Raw genomic sequence first — 17,586 nt, forward strand, 5'->3', positions numbered from 1 at the left:
ATTTGGAATGGTTAAAATTATTTAATTTGAAAATAGTAGAACAAATTAAGCAACCTATTGGTTTTGAGATGGATCTGTTTGAGCAGAAGTTCCAACTTTCCATGTCTAGTAAGGTGGCTTTGCTAAATAGAATTACCCATTACATTGTAAATAGAAAGGGCAAGCAAATGCGACCTATGTTTGTGTTTTTGGTCGCGAAAATGGTCTCTAAAGGAGAGGTGAGTGAACGCACCTATAGAGGAGCTTCTGTAATTGAACTAATTCATACAGCTACTTTAGTTCATGATGATGTAGTCGATGATAGTAATAGAAGACGCGGTTTCTTCTCTGTTAATGCCTTATGGAAAAATAAAATTGCAGTTCTGGTAGGAGATTTTTTATTGTCTAAGGGCTTACTACTTTCTATAGATAATAATGATTTTGATTTATTGAAAATCATATCCATAGCTGTGAGGGAAATGAGTGAAGGAGAACTACTGCAAATTGAAAAAGCTAGACAACTTGATATTACAGAAGCCGTTTATTACGATATTATACGTCAAAAGACCGCTACTTTAATAGCGGCATGTTGCAGTTTGGGAGCGGCATCGGTACAACCAAATTCTCATCATGTCGAAACAATGCGCTACTTCGGAGAACTTATTGGTATGGCATTTCAAATAAAAGATGATTTATTTGATTATGGTGATGCCCAAATAGGTAAACCAACTGGCATTGATATTAAAGAGCAAAAAATGACACTACCGCTTATTTATGTTCTAAATAAGGCTCCAAAAAAAGAGAAGAGGTGGTTAATCAATTCAATTAAGAACCATAACAAGGATACCAAGCGTGTTAAAGAGGTGATTAATTTTGTGAAAGATAACGGCGGACTTGACTACGCCATTTCTAAAATGAAAACTTTTCAAAAACAAGCTCTAAGCTTGCTCAGTGACTACCCTAATTCTGAGTTTAAGAATGCGCTCGAACTTATGGTGAACTATGTTATTGATAGAAAAAAATAATTCTAGCAGGCTTTAAATAGTTTTCTTTTTTTTCGACGAAAAATATACAGCTGTTGTCTCTTTTTATAGCCTAATAGTTGGAAATAAGGTGCTATATTTTTTGTAATTTCAGTTATATTGTTTTGAGATTAAAACAAAAAACATGAAGATCAGGCAACCTTTTTCTAATAAAATGCGTCTTTATAAATAGATGACCAAATGAAATCCTTTTTGAAAGTTATTAAACTTCATAAAAACGAATTAGATCTTATAAATAGAGCAACAAAGCATGATCGGGAAGCTCAAAGGCTTTTGTATAACATGTATGCTCCTAAAATGTTGAGTGTGTGTAGACTTTATATTAAGGATTTGCACCATGCTGAAGATGTAATGCTTAATGGATTTTTTAAAGTATTTAAATATTTGGGTAGCTATTTGGGGCAGGGAAGTTTTGAAGGTTGGATACGAAAAATTATGATAAGAGAATCCATTTCTTTTATAAGAGCAAAAAAGGATTTGGTTTTTTCAGAAGCAGATGTTGCACTGCGGCAAGTGCCGTATAATGATGTCTTCTCAGAAATAGAAGTAGCCGAAATACAGCAGGTTATAGATGAACTGCCAGAAGGTTATAAAATTGTTTTTGTTATGTATGCCATAGAAGGTTATACGCATCAAGAAATAGCAAGTGAATTAAAAATTTCCATTGGTACGTCCAAGTCTCAATTATATAAAGCACGTAAATTATTGCAAAAGGAGCTTGAGAAATTAAATAAGGTGAATTATGGAACAAAATGATTTTGATGAAATTTTAAAGAAAAAACTTGATCAGCGAATAATTGAACCTTCAAGTGAATCTTGGTCTAGGTTATCAGAAAGATTAAGTAAGAAAGTTGAACCCAAGAGAAGTAAAGCTTACTGGTGGATAGCTGCGGCTTGCCTTGTTTTAGGTCTGTTTTTTGGAGCGGATGTGTTAAAATCATCTTCTTTTAAAGAAGAGAAAAAAACTAATAAACTAGTTAATTATCCAAATCGGTCTATTGAACTTGAGGTCAATAGTGAAAGTCAAATATCACATCAAGAAGAAATGGTAGTGAAAATTGAAAACCCAGAAGAGATAAAGAATGAACAGACAGATTTAAATGTTGCTAATAATACAAAGGTTAGAGTTTTTAAAGGGCAAGAACGAAAACAACTTATGGATAATCAAGTTGATAAAGTATTCTCCGAAAATTCTCATACAGGTAAATTATCATTTGAAGAACAAAAAATACAAGAGGTGGTAGCCCAAGTTCGTGAATTGAAACGTCAACAAGATACAGTTTCAGATGCCGATATTGATGCCTTATTATTAAATGCCCAAAATGCTATTGCTAAGGAACGTATAAACAATGAATTAAGTGCTAAAGTAGATGCTAATGCCTTATTAAAAATGGTGGAAGGAGAATTAGATCAGTCATTTAGAGTTAAAGTCCTTGAGGCTATAAAGGAAAGTTATAATACTGTAAAAACCGCGGTTGCGCAACGGAATTAAGAGTATTCAATCAATCATCAATCAAATCTTTTAATCAACAAAAAAACGAACATTTATGAAAAGAACGATTTTGCGCCTAGTGCTTATAGCACTCTTGGTTCCTGTGCCTTTAATTCAAGCTCAGGATACTATTCAGAAGACTAAGAACCAATATAAAATTGAAGCACTTAAAAAGCGTAAGGATACTGTTACCGAGGAAGAAAAAGCCCTTTTGAAAAATGAAGTAAAAGCCATTAACGAAAAACTAAGTCTAAAAGAAATAAGTGAGGACGAAGCAAAAATATTAAAAGAGAAGGCTGCAAAAAAGAGGGCTCTAAATATTGAAAATAGAATGGCTATTATTGATAATGAAATTGAACTTCTTGAAAGAAATGATGAACACTATATTAGGGAGTTCGATAAAGGAAAAAAGCGTATAGAAATAGTAATTAATGATGAAGTTGATGATGCCGAAGATTGTGACTTTATTGGAATAATAACAAAGGGAACAGATAAACCAAAAAAATATGATAAACGAACTGTTAGCTCACCTGTTTTTGCAATTGGATTTAATAATGCCGTAATTGAAGGACAAAAACTTGATGATTCCCCTTATAAACTTGGCGGATCTGGTTTTGTAGAATTAGGATATGCTTGGAAAACTAGGTTACTCAATAACTCCAATTTTTTAAGGTTAAAATATGGAGTGTCCTTCCAATGGAATAAGCTTAATATAAAGAATAACCAGTATTTGGTGAATAATAATGGTGTTATAAGCCTCGAGCCTTTTCCAAATCAGGCTAATGTTATTAAATTTAGAATGACCAACTTGGTATTTCCTGTACATCTGGAATTTGGTCCTTCAAGACGCATTGATCGGGATTCCTATTACCGATATTCAACCAAAAAACAATTAAAATTTGGTGTTGGTTTCTTTGGAGGGTTTAATATTCAAACCATGCAAAAGTTAAAGTACAGGGACGATCAAGGTAATAAGAATAAAGATAAACTAAAAGGAGGGTACAACACCTCAAATTTAGTCTATGGACCAAGTGCTTACATGGCACTAAATTGGGTTGCTGTTTATTTTAAGTATGATTTAAATCCTTTTTTTAAAAACCAAGCAGTTAGCCAGAATAACATTTCTCTTGGTCTGAGGTTCGATATGAATTAAATCTTAGTAAACCGATAGCGTTAGTAACAGCATGGTGGTTAAAAATAAAACTACTAGTAAAGGAGTTATAAATTTAAGCCATTTATTAAATCCAATTTTTACCATGGCCAAAGCGGCCAGTATAAGACCAGTTGGGTTAATAAGAAAGAATAATCCAGGGCCGTATTGGTAGGTGTCAACGATGGTCTCCCGTCCTATATTTACCGTGTCTGCAAGAGGGGCCATAACAGGCATTGTTAAAACGGCCATGCCAGATGAGGATGGCATAAAGAATGAAAATCCGCTATAAACGAATAGCATTACATTAGTAAAAACACCTTTATTCATGCCTTCCGCAAGGATGCTAGCATGATATAATATCGTGTCACTAATGAAACCATCTTCCATAATTATGGTAACACCTCTAGCAATACCAACAATAAATGCTACGCTCAATAAACTAGCGGCTCCTTTTACAAACTCCTCAACAAAAACATATTCTTTTAATTTGGCAATAAAACCAATAATTATAGCCCCTAGAAGAAATACTGCTGTCATTTCGATAAACCACCAGTCTAAGAGCGAGACACCTACTACCATAATAATAAAACATAAAGAGAACACACCCAATATAAGTTTAAGTTTGGTAGTAAGCCTAGTATGTTTATCCATATGGTTTAAACCAAAAAGCTTCTCAATGGCTTCCTTTTGCTCATAAATTATAGATTTGGTTGGGTCTTGTTTAACGCGTCTGGCATATCTAAGAATATAGATAATAGTTATAGACAGGCAGGTTACAAGCATAATCAGTCTATTTGTTAAGCCAGTAGTCCAATTAATACCAGCAGCATCAGAAGCAATAATTGTTGAAAAAGGGTTTATTGTGGAGCACATGGTCCCTATGGCGGATCCCAAAAAAATACAAGCTAAGCCAACCATGGCGTCGTATTTAGCAGCAATAAAAACGGGTATTAGAATCGGAAAAAAAGCCATGGTCTCTTCTGCAAGACCAAAAGTGGTTCCTCCAATAGCAATGAGTGTAGTAACTAATATGATTAAAATATAGGCTCTACCCTTTAAAATCTCCGATAACCAAGATATTCCAGCATCAAAGGCACCAGTTTTATTCATAACTCCTATGAGCCCACCAATAATAAGTATCAAAAAAATAATGTCGGCTGCCGCAACTATACCTTTTACAGGGGCAGTTATAAAGGCCTTCAAACCCTGAGGGTTGGGTTTTAGTTTTTTATAAGTATCAGGTATTCCAATAGGCTTATAAATATCACCGTTTGTAAATTTTTCTAAAGGAATATTTATATTTAAATGTTCAAGCGTTTCTTGGGTCGCAGGTAAGTTGACGCTATGCTCCTGATCTGTCTTTATAAATGCCTTTTCCGATTTATTATAAGCGAGTGTGTCATATTTACCTGCAGGAATCACCCAGGTTAAAAGAGCTACGAAGCCTGCAATAATAAACAAAATGGTTTGCGCCGAAGGAAATTTTAGAGTTTTCAAGTAACTAATTAGAATAAATTACCTGTCTAACTTACTAAAATTTTCCTGTTATTCCATAAATCTATTATTCGTCATTTTAAAATATGCCTGGAATACCGGGTAATTGCCCAACAAGTGCTAGGGAAACGACGCAAATAACAAACATTATACCAGGGATAACCAATTTTTCTTTAAGGCTAAGTTCTTTAGCACGGTCACGGTCTCCAATTAACCCCATATTATCAAGAAGCATAGTTAATGCCCATCCAAAAACTGGATTTACAAATGCACAGGCAAAAATACAAGTACCTGCACTTAAAGAATCATTGTGTTTTTGAACCATTTGCATTCCGGCTTCAAGTAGTGGTAAAAATACACCAACAATAAGGGCTACTCGTAATACGGGCTCCCACATGGCTAAATCCATAGGGTATCCAAATATAGCAGCCAATACACATAGTAAAGCAGTTAATACCGCGCCACCAGGTATTGGGCGCTTTGCAATGGCCGCAGGAATCATATAGGTTCCCCAAGATGAGGCAATATTCCCACCACCTAGAATAGAACCAAATATTTGTCTTAAAGAGGAAACAGTCATCGTGTCATCAACATCCATAAGGACATCTTTTGTGTTCTTAGGGTAGTTTAATTCTTGAAATACGCGATGTCCTAGATAATCAGGTGACCACATAGCAACTGCTAGAATGGCAAACGGAATAACCGCAATAAAGTGCCCAAAATTAGGCCAACCTATTTGCCACCCGGTATCTTCGCCCCACCACCAAAAGGGATTCATGTGCGGTAACCCTGGGGTAGTGGAAAATTCAAAGCTCATTCCCATCGAGTAGGCTACAATACCAGCAATGAGAGAACATAAGGGAATAGCTAGCCAACGCTTTTTAATTCTTGCCAAATAAGCATAAATTAAAATAGTAATACCTATTACGGCAAACGAAACCGTACCAGATTTTGCGTTAGCAGTCCAGGCTTCAAATTTTGTTATCTGCCCAATAAGCCCCATTGCTCCCAGATAAATTAATAATCCACCTCTTACTCCTACACCCGTTAAGGCCATAAGTTTAGAGCCTCCTTTTGTAAGGCTTAATATTATACCAAAAACACCAATTAGAATACCCAAAGCTAAAGGGTGGCCTCCAGCAGCTGCTATAATTGGTATTAATGGAATCATGGGTCCGTGTGTTCCAGCAAGATTTGCCCTTGGATTTAAAATGGCCGAAAATAATATTACAAAAATGCCTCCTGCTATTAAAAGCTCGAATCGTACGTTCTCTGCTACAAACTCCGGAGACAATCCAAATTGAGCGGCGAAAGCAGCCACCATAGCTGTAACCATAACAACCTTTCCAATAGTTGCGGCTAAGGCTGGAACCCAATCTTCAAGCTCAATATTAAAATCTCTAAAGGGGAGATGTATACGCCATCTCCTAAACTTCATAATGCTGAGTTCATGCTCAAGGTAATCTTCTCTTTTTTCAAATTCTTTTGATTTTTTGTGATGTTCCTTGTAAAAGTTCTTGTTAGATTCTTTCATTATAGTCTGGTTTTAGCATAATCATGCTTGCAGGGGCAAAGCTAAATACCTTATTGAGTTTTAAACATGAGGTTTGTCAGGTAAAAATTATTTTGTGTTACTTATAGGGCTTTCTGCAAAGCATTTGAATAATGTTTTAGCTATTAATAAGAATGATTCATAAAATGGCTTAATTTGTTATTTTTGCTAATACCAAAAAAAGACCAATTGATATCAGCTTCAAGTATAGAAAGAGTTTTTGAGACAGCCCGAGTTGAGGAGGTAATAGGTGACTTTGTACAATTAAAAAAGGCTGGAAGTAATTTTAAAGGCTTAAGTCCTTTTAGTGACGAACGGTCTCCAAGTTTTATGGTGTCTCCTGTAAAACAAATCTGGAAAGATTTTTCTACAGGAAAAGGGGGGACAGCCGTGTCTTTTTTAATGGAGCACGAACATTTTACATATCCTGAGGCTATAAAATATTTAGCAAAAAAATATAACATTGAGATCGAGGAAACGATTCAATCGAGTGAGCAAAAAGAAAAAGCTAACGAACGTGAAAGTTTGTATCTAGTAAGTGAATTTGCAAACACCTATTTTCAAAAAATACTTCATAAATCGGATAAAGGAAGGTCCATTGGTTTAAGTTATTTTAAAGAGCGTGGATTTACCGAAACGACTATAAAAACCTTTGAGTTAGGATATGCGCTCGATACTTGGCAAGGTTTTACAGATGAAGCCTTAAAGCAAGGTTATAAAATTGATTTTTTAGAAAAAACAGGCTTAACTATTGTTAAACCAGATAAGCAATTTGATAGGTTTAAAGGACGCGTTATGTTTCCTATTAAAAGCATGAGTGGACGCGTTCTTGGCTTTGGAGGAAGGATACTTGGAAATGATAAAAAGGCGGCCAAATATATGAATTCGCCTGAAAGTGATATTTACCATAAAAGCAAAGTGCTTTATGGCATTTATCATGCCAAACAAAGTATTGCAAAAGAAGATAATTGTTATTTAGTTGAAGGTTATACAGACGTTATTCAGTTTTATCAAACAGGGATAAAGAATGTTGTGTCTTCATCTGGAACGGCGCTTACTTCAGAGCAAATTCGTTTAATTAATAGGTTAACAAAAAACATTACGGTTTTATTTGATGGTGATGCTGCTGGTATGAGAGCTTCATTAAGAGGTATTGATTTGATTCTAGAACAGGGAATGAATGTTAAGGTTTGTACCTTTCCAGAAGGCGAAGACCCCGATAGTTTTGCCAAGCAGAATACACTTGAAGAATTATCCTTGTATTTAAAAGAGCATGCGAAAGACTTTATTCAATTTAAGGCTTCTATTTTATTTGAAGAATCAAAGAATGATCCCATAAAAAAAGCAGAAACAGTTAGGGATATTGTTAATAGTATTTCAAAGATTCCTGATAGAATAAAAAAGGAAATATACGTTCAGGAGTGTGCAAGAATCATGGACATAAGTGAGGAGGTCTTGTTTAGTACACTGGCTCAAATTAATAAAAAGGAAACAGACGGCGTTTCAAAAAAGTTAAAGTCAGAACAAAAAGCGTTTCAAGTTATAAAGCATCAGCAACCAGTAAAAAAGGTTGATGTACAATATGTTTTGGAGCGAAAAATTATTGAAGTATTATTACTATATGGCAATGTGACTGAAGATTTCGAAGATTTAGTTTTAAAAGAAAATGATAAAGGGGAGTTAGAGCTAGAACCAGTAATACAACAGGCAAAGGTTTTTGAAAAAGTGTTTTTAGATTTGCAGGATGATGAAATGGAATTCACTAACCCTCAGTTTAAAACTTTATACTACACTATAATTGATAGACTTAATCAAGATGCTAATTTTGAACTGAAAACCTTTGTTAATTCTGTTGATCAAGATATGGCTAATCACATCACTAGTATTTTAATGGAAGACGAGCGCTATGCCCTTGATAACTGGAATAGAATGAATATTTTTCCTAAAGAAAAAGATACCACTGTGGCTCAACTAGTAAGTGAAACAATTTTAAGTTTACGTTGCTTTTTAATTGATCAAAAAGTAAAGGAGTTTCAGGAGGAAACATTACAAAACAAAATAGACTCGAATAGAAATATACTTGAAGAAGTAAAAGACTATTCGAGTCTAAAAATGCTACTCTCTCGAAAATTAAACAGAGTGTTATAGTTGTTCTGCTAGCTTAGCTTGGTTAACCAAATCAACTAAGTTGGTAACCTTTAATTTCCGCATTAATCTAGCTTTATAAGTACTAACAGTTTTTTCGTTAATATTTAATTCTTTGGAAATTTCTTTGTTTTTTCTACCAATAGTAAGCAGTTTTAATACTTCGGCTTCACGCGTAGAAAGCTTCTTATAAAACGAGCCACCTTTGTTTATTCTAGAACCAAAAGCTAACTGCTGGGTAAGGTCATTACTTAAATAAATTCCACCATCGGCAACCTTTAAAATAGCCTCGTTGATAGTTATGACATTTACAGATTTATTGATATAACCTGCGGCGCCAGCTTTAATGGCATTGATGGCATAAACTTCTTCAGGTTGACCACTGAAGATGATGGTTTTAATTTCCGGATGATCATTTTTTAAATATCTTAGCAGCGTTAACCCGTTTAACTTAGGGAAATCGGCTTCGGTCAAAATAATGTCTACCGGGTTTTGTTTTACAAATTCTAGGATGGCTTCGCCATCGTCTAAACTTCCTACAATTTTAATGTTAGAAGATGCAGAGAAAAGGACTTCTAGTCCTTTTCTAGTAATCGGATGGTTATCCGCTATTAATAATTTTATCATAATTGAGCGCTTTTTATGCGACTATTTAAGAGTAGGCCGCACATGAGAGAATAAGCTAACGGTAAAAGTAATACTTTTTTGAAAAATCTGCAATAATTACATCAAATTATTAGGGATTTTGCATATGGGTATAGGAACCATTTTGTGTTTATTAGATGTATTAAAGCGCTTATATATTTTGTAAACTTCGGCTTCTCTCCCTGTAAAGTCTTCAACTGTTTTACCTTGGTCGTCCATTGACATGGCCCATTCTAACTCTGGGTAAGATGCACCAATTTGGTCTTCATCACTTCTGGCATCTCCAAATAACCCATCACTTGGAGCTGCTTTCATAATTGATTCTGGTACGCCTAAAAATTCTCCCAATTCATATACTTGCGATTTAACTAAATCTGCTATTGGGCTTAAATCAACACCACCATCGCCATATTTAGTGTAAAACCCAACGCCAAAGTCTTCTACTTTATTTCCCGTGCCAGCTACCAATAATGAATACAGTCCAGCATAATAATATAAAGTTGTCATTCTTAACCTTGCTCTAGTATTAGCCAAAGCCATATCAATAGTAGCTTGATCACCATCAAAAAACACTTCGGTTTTAAACTCTTCAAAAACAGGTGTTAAATCGGTTCTAGTATCGCTTACGTTGTCGAATTTTAATTTGAGTTGGGCAATGTGCTCTTGGGCTCTAGAAACATGGCTTTCAGCTTGATGAATTGGCATTTCAATGCATAGTACGTTTAATCCTGTTTTAGCACATAGAGTAGAAGTCACCGCAGAATCTATGCCCCCGGAAATACCGATTACAAAACCATTCACTCCCGCATTATTAGCATAATCTTTTAACCAACTTACTATATGGTTGGCAACTTTTTCTGTTTGCATTTTTAAATGAATTTTATGTCAAGAATAGTACCTTTGCAAACAAAAATAACCCATACATCCAATTTATAAAAATTTATGTCGTTTAAGTTTCCTATGAAATTCTTGTTAGTCTTAGCATCTTTATTTGTTTTAGTGGTTTCGTGTAAAAAGGAGAGCCAGTTAGAGCTGGAAATAGCTAAGCTAAATACGGATATTGAAGTTGAACGTTTTGACAGGTTATTTGCAAGCGTTACAACGGATGGTATTGAGCAACTTAAGCGAACATACCCTTTTATGTTTTCAGTAAAGTACTCTGATGATTTTTGGCTAGCAAAGAAAGAGGATAGTTTACAGCAGCTTTTATTTAAAGAGGTAAATGAAGTTTTTTCAACTTTCGAAGAGATTGAAATTGATATTGAAAGCATGTTTAATCATTTAAAATACTATGATCCTACTTTTCATACTCCACGAGTGATTACAGTTACAAATGATGTAGATTATAGAAACAGAGTTATTGTTACAGATACTATTGTGCTTATAGCTCTAGATTCTTACTTGGGGAATAACCATGAATTTTATGGAAGCATTCCGCAGTACATAAGAACGGATTTAAATAAAGAGCAGATTACGGTTGATTTGGCAACTAAATATGCCGAAAAGTATATCTTTCAACCACAGCGAAAATCTTTACTTGACGAGATGATATATTTTGGGAAGCAGCTCTATTTTAAAGATTTAGTGATACCCTTTAGGTCTGAAGCCCAACGTATCAGTTATGCTCAGGAAGCGTTAGATTGGGCTAGAGCTAACGAAAGCTATATTTGGCGGTATTTTGTAGAGCGAGAACTTCTTTTTAGTACAGATTCTAAATTACCTGGTAGGTTTATAAACCCAGCACCTTTTTCTAAATTTTATTTAGAAGAAATTGACACCGAATCTCCGGGACGTTTGGGACAGTACATAGGCTGGCAAATAGTGAGAGCCTATATGGAGAACAATGAGGTTGCTTTGCGAGATATGCTTAATGAAAACCCTCAAGACATATTTAATAATTCAAAATTTAAACCGCGTAAATAATGGCCGATTTAAGAAAATCAAAGATAGAATTGAATGTAGAATTGGATGAAAATAGGGTGCCCGAAAAACTACATTGGACAGCCCAAGATGGAGGCATAACGAATGAAGAAGCCAAAGCTATGATGTTAGCGGTCTGGGACGCAAAGGCGCAAGAGGCTTTGCGCATAGATTTGTGGACTAAAGATATGCCCGTTGATGAGATGAAGGTGTTTTTTCATCAAACACTTGTATCTATGAGTGATACCTTCTACAGAGCGACTCAAGATGATAAAATGAGCGCTACGATGAAAGATTTTTGTGACTATTTCGCTGAAAAATTAGAGCTAAAGAAATAGCCTTTTTTATATAGTAAACGGTTGGGAAGCGCTGGGGAAGCGAATAATTACCATTCGTTAATTCTGTTGGAATCTAGTTTAATAAAGATAAATATTAGAATAGTAAATGCCCATAAACCTGAGCCTCCATAGCTAAACATGGGTAGAGGAATTCCTATAGTCGGTATAAGCCCCATAACCATCCCGATATTAATGAAGAAATGAATAAAAATAATTGAGGCTACCCCATAGCCATAAACGCGACTAAATTGTGATTTTTGAAGTTCGGCCAAGTGTAAAATCCTGAGCAGAAGTAAAACAAAAACCACCACCACAAAGGTGCTTCCTAAAAAGCCCCATTCTTCCCCAACAGTGCTAAAAATATAATCGGTATGTTGTTCTGGTACAAATTTACCTGTTGTTCTTGTGCCTTCCATAAAGCCTCTGCCCGTTAACCCTCCCGAGCCTATGGCTTTTTCAGATTCATTGAGGTTATACGCAAAGGTTTGCTTCATTTTTTCAAGCTTAGAAGGGTCTTTCTCTAAATTGAGCCACAAGCTAATACGGTCTTGTTGGTGTGGTTTTAAAATACTTTGATAAAAGAATTTAACCCCAAAAGATACTGCTACTACCATTAAAAGAATGACAAAAATTTGCAATATTTTTAACTTTCTTTTGGTAAGGAAGTGAAAACCAACAATGAATATTAAGGCTGTAACAGATGTTATAATAGGTCCGAATTTTAAAGATAATACTGAAACGATAATAAGGGAGATTCCAATGTTTAAATAATATTTGGGTAAACCTTCTCTATATAAAACAAAAAAGAAAGAGGCGTATACCAGCGTGCTTCCAGTGTCATTTTGAAGTAAAACTAAAATGGCGGGAATAATGATTATGGTAAACGTTTTAATTTGATCTTTGAGCAATTTAATATTAGTATTTAAATCACTAACATATTTCGCAACGGCAAGCGCTGTAGCCATTTTAGCAAACTCACTTGGCTGTAAAGTCATACCTCCAATGGCATACCAGGAGGTGGCTCCATTAACATTTTTTCCAAAAATAAAGAGCCCTACCAAAGAGAGCATCGAAGCAATATAAATAACACTTGAAAAACGTTCATAAAACTTAGCATCTATGGCTAGTAAGATCACTATCAGTCCAAAGGTTAAAAAGATGAAAAGTAGCTGCTTCCCGAATGGTTGAGAAAAATCAAAATAATCAATATTAGACCCGGTATGGGATGCCGATAAAATATTAAGCCAACCAAAACCAACTAATAATAAGAAGAGAAAAATGGTAATCCAGTCAAATTTAAAATGTCTGTTAGTTTCTCTAACCATTAAAGTTTGGGTTTATTTATTCTTTTGAGTTCCCTCTTTAGCTGGTAATACTCTTTCTCTTCTACGATTTGCAAGGTTGTACTGCCATTAATTTTAAAAGGTTTCCCTGAATAAGGTTTCGCGTATTCATCTTCCAAGCTGTGTTTTAATAACCACTCTTCTAAATCAGTTCTTGTTATGTAGCCTTTTATGTGTTTTTCAATCATTAAACTAGCAACTCTACCGGCAAAGCGACTTCCCCAATATCCGTTTTCAACAAATACTGCAATGGCAATTTTAGGATTTTCTTTTGGTGCAAAAGCAACAAAAATAGAATGGTCTGTTAGTTGGGTTTTTACGCTGTCAATTTTAACAAAATTTTCAACGGTTCCTGTTTTACCACAAATATCAATGTCTTTAACTTGTAATGAGGCTGCGGTCCCTTTTTTGTAAACCTGGTACATCCCCTCTATTACAGGTTCAAAGTATCTTTTGTCAATAGTTGTGTGTTTAGGTTTAGTGAATTGTTCTGGGAGAGTTTCACCTTCAATATGTTTAATAATATGCGGAGTGTAGTAATATCCTCTATTGGCAATGGCAGCTACCATATTTGCTAACTGAATAGGCGTGGTGGCCACTTCCCCTTGTCCAATGGCATTTGATATAGTATAAGTGGAGTAAAATGTTTTAGGGTAAATATGCTTATAGTAGGCTCTGTCTGGTATTCTACCTTTTTGCCCCACGAATAAATCATTATTCAAAAACTGTCCTAGTCCGAAGCTTTTAGCGTGTTTACTCCAGACATCAATACCGTCGGACGCGCTACCATTTTTGTCTAAAATTTTTCGGTAGGTGGTTGCAAAGTAAGCATTGCAAGATCTTTGTATACCACCTATCATATTATTTCTAGTGCCATAGTTACAATGGCACTTCATAACCCTATTGCCGTATCGGTAACCCCTATAACAGGTTACTGTTTCGTTGGGAGACATAACCCCTTCTTGAAGGGCAATAAGCGCATTCATTAACTTAAACGGTGATCCAGGTTCATAAACACCCTGAAGGCTCCGATTGAAAAGAGGTTTAGCAATAGAGTCGTTGTGGAGTTTGGTGAAGTTTTTGGAGCGTTCTCGTCCTACAAGAATGTTAGGGTCATAGGAAGGCGCGGCTACCATGGCCAGTATTTCACCAGATGATGGTTCGAGGGCGATAACACCTCCTCTTTTGTTTTTCATAAGGAGTTCGCCATAGGCCTGTAATTGGGCGTCTATGGTGATGGTGATATCTTTTCCTTGTTCTGGAATGGTGTCGAACTTGCCTCCTTTGTAGGGACCAATATTCCTATTAAAGCGATCCTTTTGAATAAATTTAATCCCCTTGACGCCTCGTAAGGTTTTTTCGTAAGAAGCTTCAACGCCTTGTTTACCAATAAGATCTCCCATTTTATAATAGGGGTCTTTTTCAATAATTCGATTGTTTACTTCTCCTATATCACCAAGTACATTGGCTCCAATGGTGGTCTCATAATTCCTTAAAGAACGTTTTTGTATATAGAAGCCTCTAAATTTTCGCATTTTTTCCTGCAAAACAGCATAATCTTCCTTGGATAGGTGCGACACAAAAACAGAGGGTAGTCTTGGAGAATACCGTCGACATTTGTCGTAGGTTTTGACAAATCTTTCTTTAGAAATTTTTAAGAGAGAACAAAACTCAAGCGTGTCTAAAGGTTCAACCTCTCTGGGGATTACCATGACGTCATAAGAAGGTTGATTGGCTACCAATAATTCATTGTTTCTATCGTAAACAAACCCTCTTTTAGGATAATCGTAAACTTTTCTTATCGCGTTATCTTCAAAGAGATTATGGGCGTTAGAACTGTATATTTGTAGGTAAAACAGTCTTGAGACAAATAAAAGTCCAACCGCAATAACAGAAATAAAAAGTAAAAGTTGTCTCATTTAGATTTTCTACTGAAAATAATAGTTACTATGATGCTCAATAAGATAGTAAATATACTAGAGAATAACGTTTTTCGAAGTACTAAAAGTATTTTTGAGATACTAAAAATTTCTAACGAAAATAGAACCAGATGGTGCGTGATTGTTAGTAGTGTGAAATAGGTGAGTTTTGAACCAAAATCCACAGTGTTAAACTTTATGGACTGGTGCTCGTAAATAGCGCCAAAAGAAGCTTTTAGTATCACAGGTCTTGCATAGGCAATAAGTACCGAAGCTCCTGCATGAATACCACCAGAATCCAGAAACAAGTCTATTGTAATGCCTATAAGAAAACTTAAAAGAATAAGAACAATTCTGTTGGTGCTAATTGGGAATAAGGCTATGAAAAGAATATAAATATAGGGGTTAATATAGCCCAGAAAATTAATATGGTTTAATATGATCACTTGAAGCATGACCAATGAAATAAAACGGATGGTATGTATAGAAAATATACTATTCATCAAATAGACTGTTTATTTCGCCAGAGTTTATGTTTTCAATAATGTAAACATGTTCAATATTGGTCATGTCATTGAATAATTTTACATTTATTTCATAGTAATTCTCGGCCTGATCTAATTCAAAACTATCAATAATACCTACAGGGATTCCCTTCGGAAATATGGAAGACCTGCCAGAGGTTATTATGGTATCTCCTTTAGCTACTGGAGCAATTTTTGGAATATCTATTAATTGCGTTATTTCGGGTGATTTACCATTCCAAGTCAACGTTCCAAAATGATTGCTCTTTTTTAACTGGGCACTAATTTTACTTGTTGTGTTTAAGATTGAAATTACAGTACTAAATCCTCCACCTGTTTTATCAACGATACCAATGATACCCTTTGATGAAATAACTCCAAAATCTTGTTTTACACTATCAATAGTCCCTTTATTAATGGTTAGATAGTTATCTGTTAAACTGTAAGTGTTTTTAATAATATTGGCCGTATAAAACCTATATGGCGTTTTAAAGGAGATAGTATCTATAAAGACAGAGTCTACTTGAACATTGGCATTTTGGAGTAATAATCGTAATGTCTTGTTTTCTTCAGCAAGTAGTTTATTTTGTGATTTTAAACTAAAATATTGAGAGATGTTGTTAATGGAATTGTAAACACCTCCAGTTAAAAAATTCGCAGAGTTAATAAATTTACTTTTATGATATGAATGAGATTGAATGGTAAATAAAAGCGAAATTCCGAACAGCAGGAAAAACAGCAAAAAGTTTTTGTTCCTTAATATAAAATTAATAATCTGCTGCATAGTCTGGGCTTAGGGCTGTTTTATGCGATTATTTTATCAATACACTCTTGTATTTAGGTAAGTTTTTAAGCGTAATACCCGTACCACGAACTACAGCTCTTAATGGGTCTTCAGCAATGTAAACAGGTAAATCTGTTTTTTGAGACAATCGTTTATCTAGCCCACGCAGCATAGAACCACCACCAGCTAAATATATACCTGTGTTGTAAATATCGGCGGCCAGTTCAGGCGGGGTTTGTGATAACGTTTCCATAACAGCATCTTCAATTCTCAGAATAGATTTGTCAAGTGCTTTAGCTATTTCTCTATAAGAAATCGATACTTGCTTTGGTTTACCAGTAAGTAAATCACGTCCTTGAACACTCATGTCTTCTGGTGGTAACTCTAAATCTTCAGTAGCTGCACCTATTTGAATTTTTATTTTTTCAGCAGTACGCTCACCAACATATAAGTTATGCTGTGTTCGCATATAATAAACAATATCATTGGTAAATACGTCCCCTGCAATTTTAACCGATTTATCACAAACAATACCTCCTAAAGCTATGACGGCAATTTCAGTAGTTCCACCACCTATATCAACCACCATATTACCTTTTGGTTGCATAATATCAACACCAATACCAATAGCCGCTGCCATAGGTTCATGAATTAGGTAAACTTCTTTTCCGTTTACACGTTCTGCACTTTCTTTTACTGCGCGCATTTCAACTTCTGTAATACCTGAAGGAATACAAATTACCATTCGTAAAGCAGGAGAAAAGAATTTCTTCTTTAATGCGGGTATGTTTTTTATAAACATACTAATCATCTGTTCAGAAGCATCAAAGTCGGCAATAACCCCATCTTTTAATGGACGAATGGTTTTGATGTTTTCATGAGTTTTCCCCTGCATTAAGCTAGCTTCTTGTCCGACATGTGTGATTTTTCCTGTAACTCGGTTTCGAGCTACAATTGAAGGAGCATCAACAACAACTTTGTCGTTATGGATAATGAGAGTATTTGCAGTACCTAAGTCAATTGCAATATCTTCAGTTAAGAAGTCAAAAAAGCCCATGCGCTAAAAGTAATTTAATTTGGTTTAAAATCGAACCCCGTAAATGTAATAAAAGTTGATAAATATATGAGCTTTACAAGCTTCAAATTCATTTTTAAATAAAACACCTGATTCTTATACGTAATTCATCGATTTTTAGACTGTTGGGTAACCGTATAAAAACCGATGAATTAATTAAATTTATGAAGGATAATTTAG

The 17,586-nt window shown here is 35.0% G+C and carries 16 protein-coding genes; 7 read left to right on the forward strand and 9 right to left on the reverse strand.

Annotated elements, in window-relative coordinates; genetic code table 11:
* Nucleotides 1–26: 26 nt before the first annotated feature.
* The 4 genes from E5D58_RS09860 (at nt 27) to E5D58_RS09875 (ending at nt 3,667) form a co-directional block, all read left to right on the forward strand.
* Nucleotides 27–1,004, forward strand: a complete 978-nt coding sequence (locus E5D58_RS09860; RefSeq protein WP_136481692.1) for a polyprenyl synthetase family protein — start codon at nt 27–29, stop codon at nt 1,002–1,004.
* Between the two features lie 210 nt (nt 1,005–1,214).
* Nucleotides 1,215–1,778: an RNA polymerase sigma factor gene (locus E5D58_RS09865; protein WP_136481693.1), complete on the forward strand. Its 564-nt coding sequence runs from the start codon at nt 1,215–1,217 to the stop codon at nt 1,776–1,778.
* Nucleotides 1,765–2,514, forward strand: coding sequence for a hypothetical protein (locus E5D58_RS09870; protein ID WP_136481694.1), 750 nt, complete (start codon nt 1,765–1,767; stop codon nt 2,512–2,514). Before E5D58_RS09865 ends, E5D58_RS09870 begins: the two co-directional genes overlap by 14 nt.
* 55 nt (nt 2,515–2,569) lie before the next feature.
* The gene (locus E5D58_RS09875) at nt 2,570–3,667 is read left to right on the forward strand and encodes a hypothetical protein (RefSeq protein ID WP_136481695.1); all 1,098 of its coding nucleotides are present in this window, start codon (nt 2,570–2,572) and stop codon (nt 3,665–3,667) included.
* 3 nt (nt 3,668–3,670) lie between these two features.
* Here E5D58_RS09875 and E5D58_RS09880 read toward each other — a convergent pair whose 3' ends face one another.
* A complete protein-coding gene (locus E5D58_RS09880; RefSeq protein WP_136481696.1) occupies nt 3,671–5,164 on the reverse strand; it encodes a YfcC family protein in 1,494 nt (497 codons plus the stop codon).
* Nucleotides 5,165–5,240: 76 nt separating this feature from the next.
* The gene (locus E5D58_RS09885; protein ID WP_136481697.1) at nt 5,241–6,695 is read right to left on the reverse strand and encodes a DUF3360 family protein; all 1,455 of its coding nucleotides are present in this window, start codon (nt 6,693–6,695) and stop codon (nt 5,241–5,243) included.
* Nucleotides 6,696–6,902: 207 nt separating this feature from the next.
* Here E5D58_RS09885 and dnaG point away from each other — a divergent pair, with 207 nt between their 5' ends.
* Nucleotides 6,903–8,861, forward strand: a complete 1,959-nt coding sequence (dnaG, locus tag E5D58_RS09890) for a DNA primase (protein ID WP_136481698.1) — start codon at nt 6,903–6,905, stop codon at nt 8,859–8,861.
* Here the strand turns inward: dnaG and E5D58_RS09895 are convergent.
* Nucleotides 8,856–9,485 (reverse strand): response regulator, encoded by a 630-nt coding sequence (locus E5D58_RS09895; RefSeq protein WP_136481699.1) that lies wholly within the window; start codon nt 9,483–9,485, stop codon nt 8,856–8,858. The genes dnaG and E5D58_RS09895 overlap by 6 nt on opposite strands.
* 96 nt (nt 9,486–9,581) lie before the next feature.
* A complete protein-coding gene (gene nadE, locus E5D58_RS09900) occupies nt 9,582–10,370 on the reverse strand; it encodes an NAD(+) synthase (RefSeq protein ID WP_136481700.1) in 789 nt (262 codons plus the stop codon).
* Between the two features lie 93 nt (nt 10,371–10,463).
* Between nadE and gldB the strand changes: the two genes are divergently transcribed.
* Both gldB and gldC read left to right on the forward strand, forming a co-directional pair.
* Entirely contained in the window at nt 10,464–11,426 is a 963-nt protein-coding gene (gene gldB / locus E5D58_RS09905; RefSeq protein ID WP_136481777.1) for a gliding motility lipoprotein GldB, read from the forward strand.
* Complete coding sequence (gldC, locus tag E5D58_RS09910) at nt 11,426–11,761, forward strand: gliding motility protein GldC (RefSeq protein ID WP_136481701.1); 336 nt, start codon at nt 11,426–11,428, stop codon at nt 11,759–11,761. Before gldB ends, gldC begins: the two co-directional genes overlap by 1 nt.
* A gap of 47 nt (nt 11,762–11,808) precedes the next feature.
* Here the strand turns inward: gldC and rodA are convergent, their stop codons facing one another.
* Genes rodA through E5D58_RS09935 form a run of 5 tightly spaced genes read right to left on the reverse strand, consistent with a single transcriptional unit; the run spans nt 11,809 to nt 17,388 of the window.
* Nucleotides 11,809–13,086 (reverse strand): rod shape-determining protein RodA, encoded by a 1,278-nt coding sequence (rodA, locus tag E5D58_RS09915; RefSeq protein WP_136481702.1) that lies wholly within the window; start codon nt 13,084–13,086, stop codon nt 11,809–11,811.
* A complete protein-coding gene (gene mrdA, locus E5D58_RS09920; RefSeq protein WP_136481703.1) occupies nt 13,086–15,023 on the reverse strand; it encodes a penicillin-binding protein 2 in 1,938 nt (645 codons plus the stop codon). The genes rodA and mrdA overlap by 1 nt, the downstream gene beginning before the upstream one ends.
* Nucleotides 15,020–15,526 (reverse strand): rod shape-determining protein MreD, encoded by a 507-nt coding sequence (locus E5D58_RS09925; RefSeq protein ID WP_136481704.1) that lies wholly within the window; start codon nt 15,524–15,526, stop codon nt 15,020–15,022. The genes mrdA and E5D58_RS09925 overlap by 4 nt, the downstream gene beginning before the upstream one ends.
* Nucleotides 15,519–16,331 carry a rod shape-determining protein MreC gene (gene mreC, locus E5D58_RS09930; RefSeq protein ID WP_136481705.1) on the reverse strand — a complete coding sequence of 271 codons (813 nt, stop codon included), beginning with the start codon at nt 16,329–16,331 and terminating at the stop codon, nt 15,519–15,521. Before mreC ends, E5D58_RS09925 begins: the two co-directional genes overlap by 8 nt.
* A gap of 28 nt (nt 16,332–16,359) precedes the next feature.
* Nucleotides 16,360–17,388, reverse strand: a complete 1,029-nt coding sequence (locus E5D58_RS09935; RefSeq protein WP_136481706.1) for a rod shape-determining protein — start codon at nt 17,386–17,388, stop codon at nt 16,360–16,362.
* Nucleotides 17,389–17,586 lie beyond the last annotated feature (198 nt).

Origin of the sequence: Cognatitamlana onchidii (genome assembly GCF_004804355.1) — a bacterium.
GTDB lineage: Bacteria > Bacteroidota > Bacteroidia > Flavobacteriales > Flavobacteriaceae > Cognatitamlana > Cognatitamlana onchidii.

Excerpts from the sequence above, each read along its gene's own strand:
- gldC (WP_136481701.1), top strand. The coding sequence starts at position 11,426 with ATGGCCGATTTAAGAAAATCAAAGATAGAATTGAATGTAGAATTGGAT.
- E5D58_RS09925 (WP_136481704.1), bottom strand. The coding sequence starts at position 15,526 with ATGAATAGTATATTTTCTATACATACCATCCGTTTTATTTCATTGGTC.
- E5D58_RS09895 (WP_136481699.1), bottom strand. The coding sequence starts at position 9,485 with ATGATAAAATTATTAATAGCGGATAACCATCCGATTACTAGAAAAGGA.
- mreC (WP_136481705.1), bottom strand. The coding sequence starts at position 16,331 with ATGCAGCAGATTATTAATTTTATATTAAGGAACAAAAACTTTTTGCTG.
- rodA (WP_136481702.1), bottom strand. The coding sequence starts at position 13,086 with ATGGTTAGAGAAACTAACAGACATTTTAAATTTGACTGGATTACCATT.
- E5D58_RS09870 (WP_136481694.1), top strand. The coding sequence starts at position 1,765 with ATGGAACAAAATGATTTTGATGAAATTTTAAAGAAAAAACTTGATCAG.
- E5D58_RS09885 (WP_136481697.1), bottom strand. The coding sequence starts at position 6,695 with ATGAAAGAATCTAACAAGAACTTTTACAAGGAACATCACAAAAAATCA.
- E5D58_RS09935 (WP_136481706.1), bottom strand. The coding sequence starts at position 17,388 with ATGGGCTTTTTTGACTTCTTAACTGAAGATATTGCAATTGACTTAGGT.
- mrdA (WP_136481703.1), bottom strand. The coding sequence starts at position 15,023 with ATGAGACAACTTTTACTTTTTATTTCTGTTATTGCGGTTGGACTTTTA.
- gldB (WP_136481777.1), top strand. The coding sequence starts at position 10,464 with ATGAAATTCTTGTTAGTCTTAGCATCTTTATTTGTTTTAGTGGTTTCG.
- nadE (WP_136481700.1), bottom strand. The coding sequence starts at position 10,370 with ATGCAAACAGAAAAAGTTGCCAACCATATAGTAAGTTGGTTAAAAGAT.
- E5D58_RS09875 (WP_136481695.1), top strand. The coding sequence starts at position 2,570 with ATGAAAAGAACGATTTTGCGCCTAGTGCTTATAGCACTCTTGGTTCCT.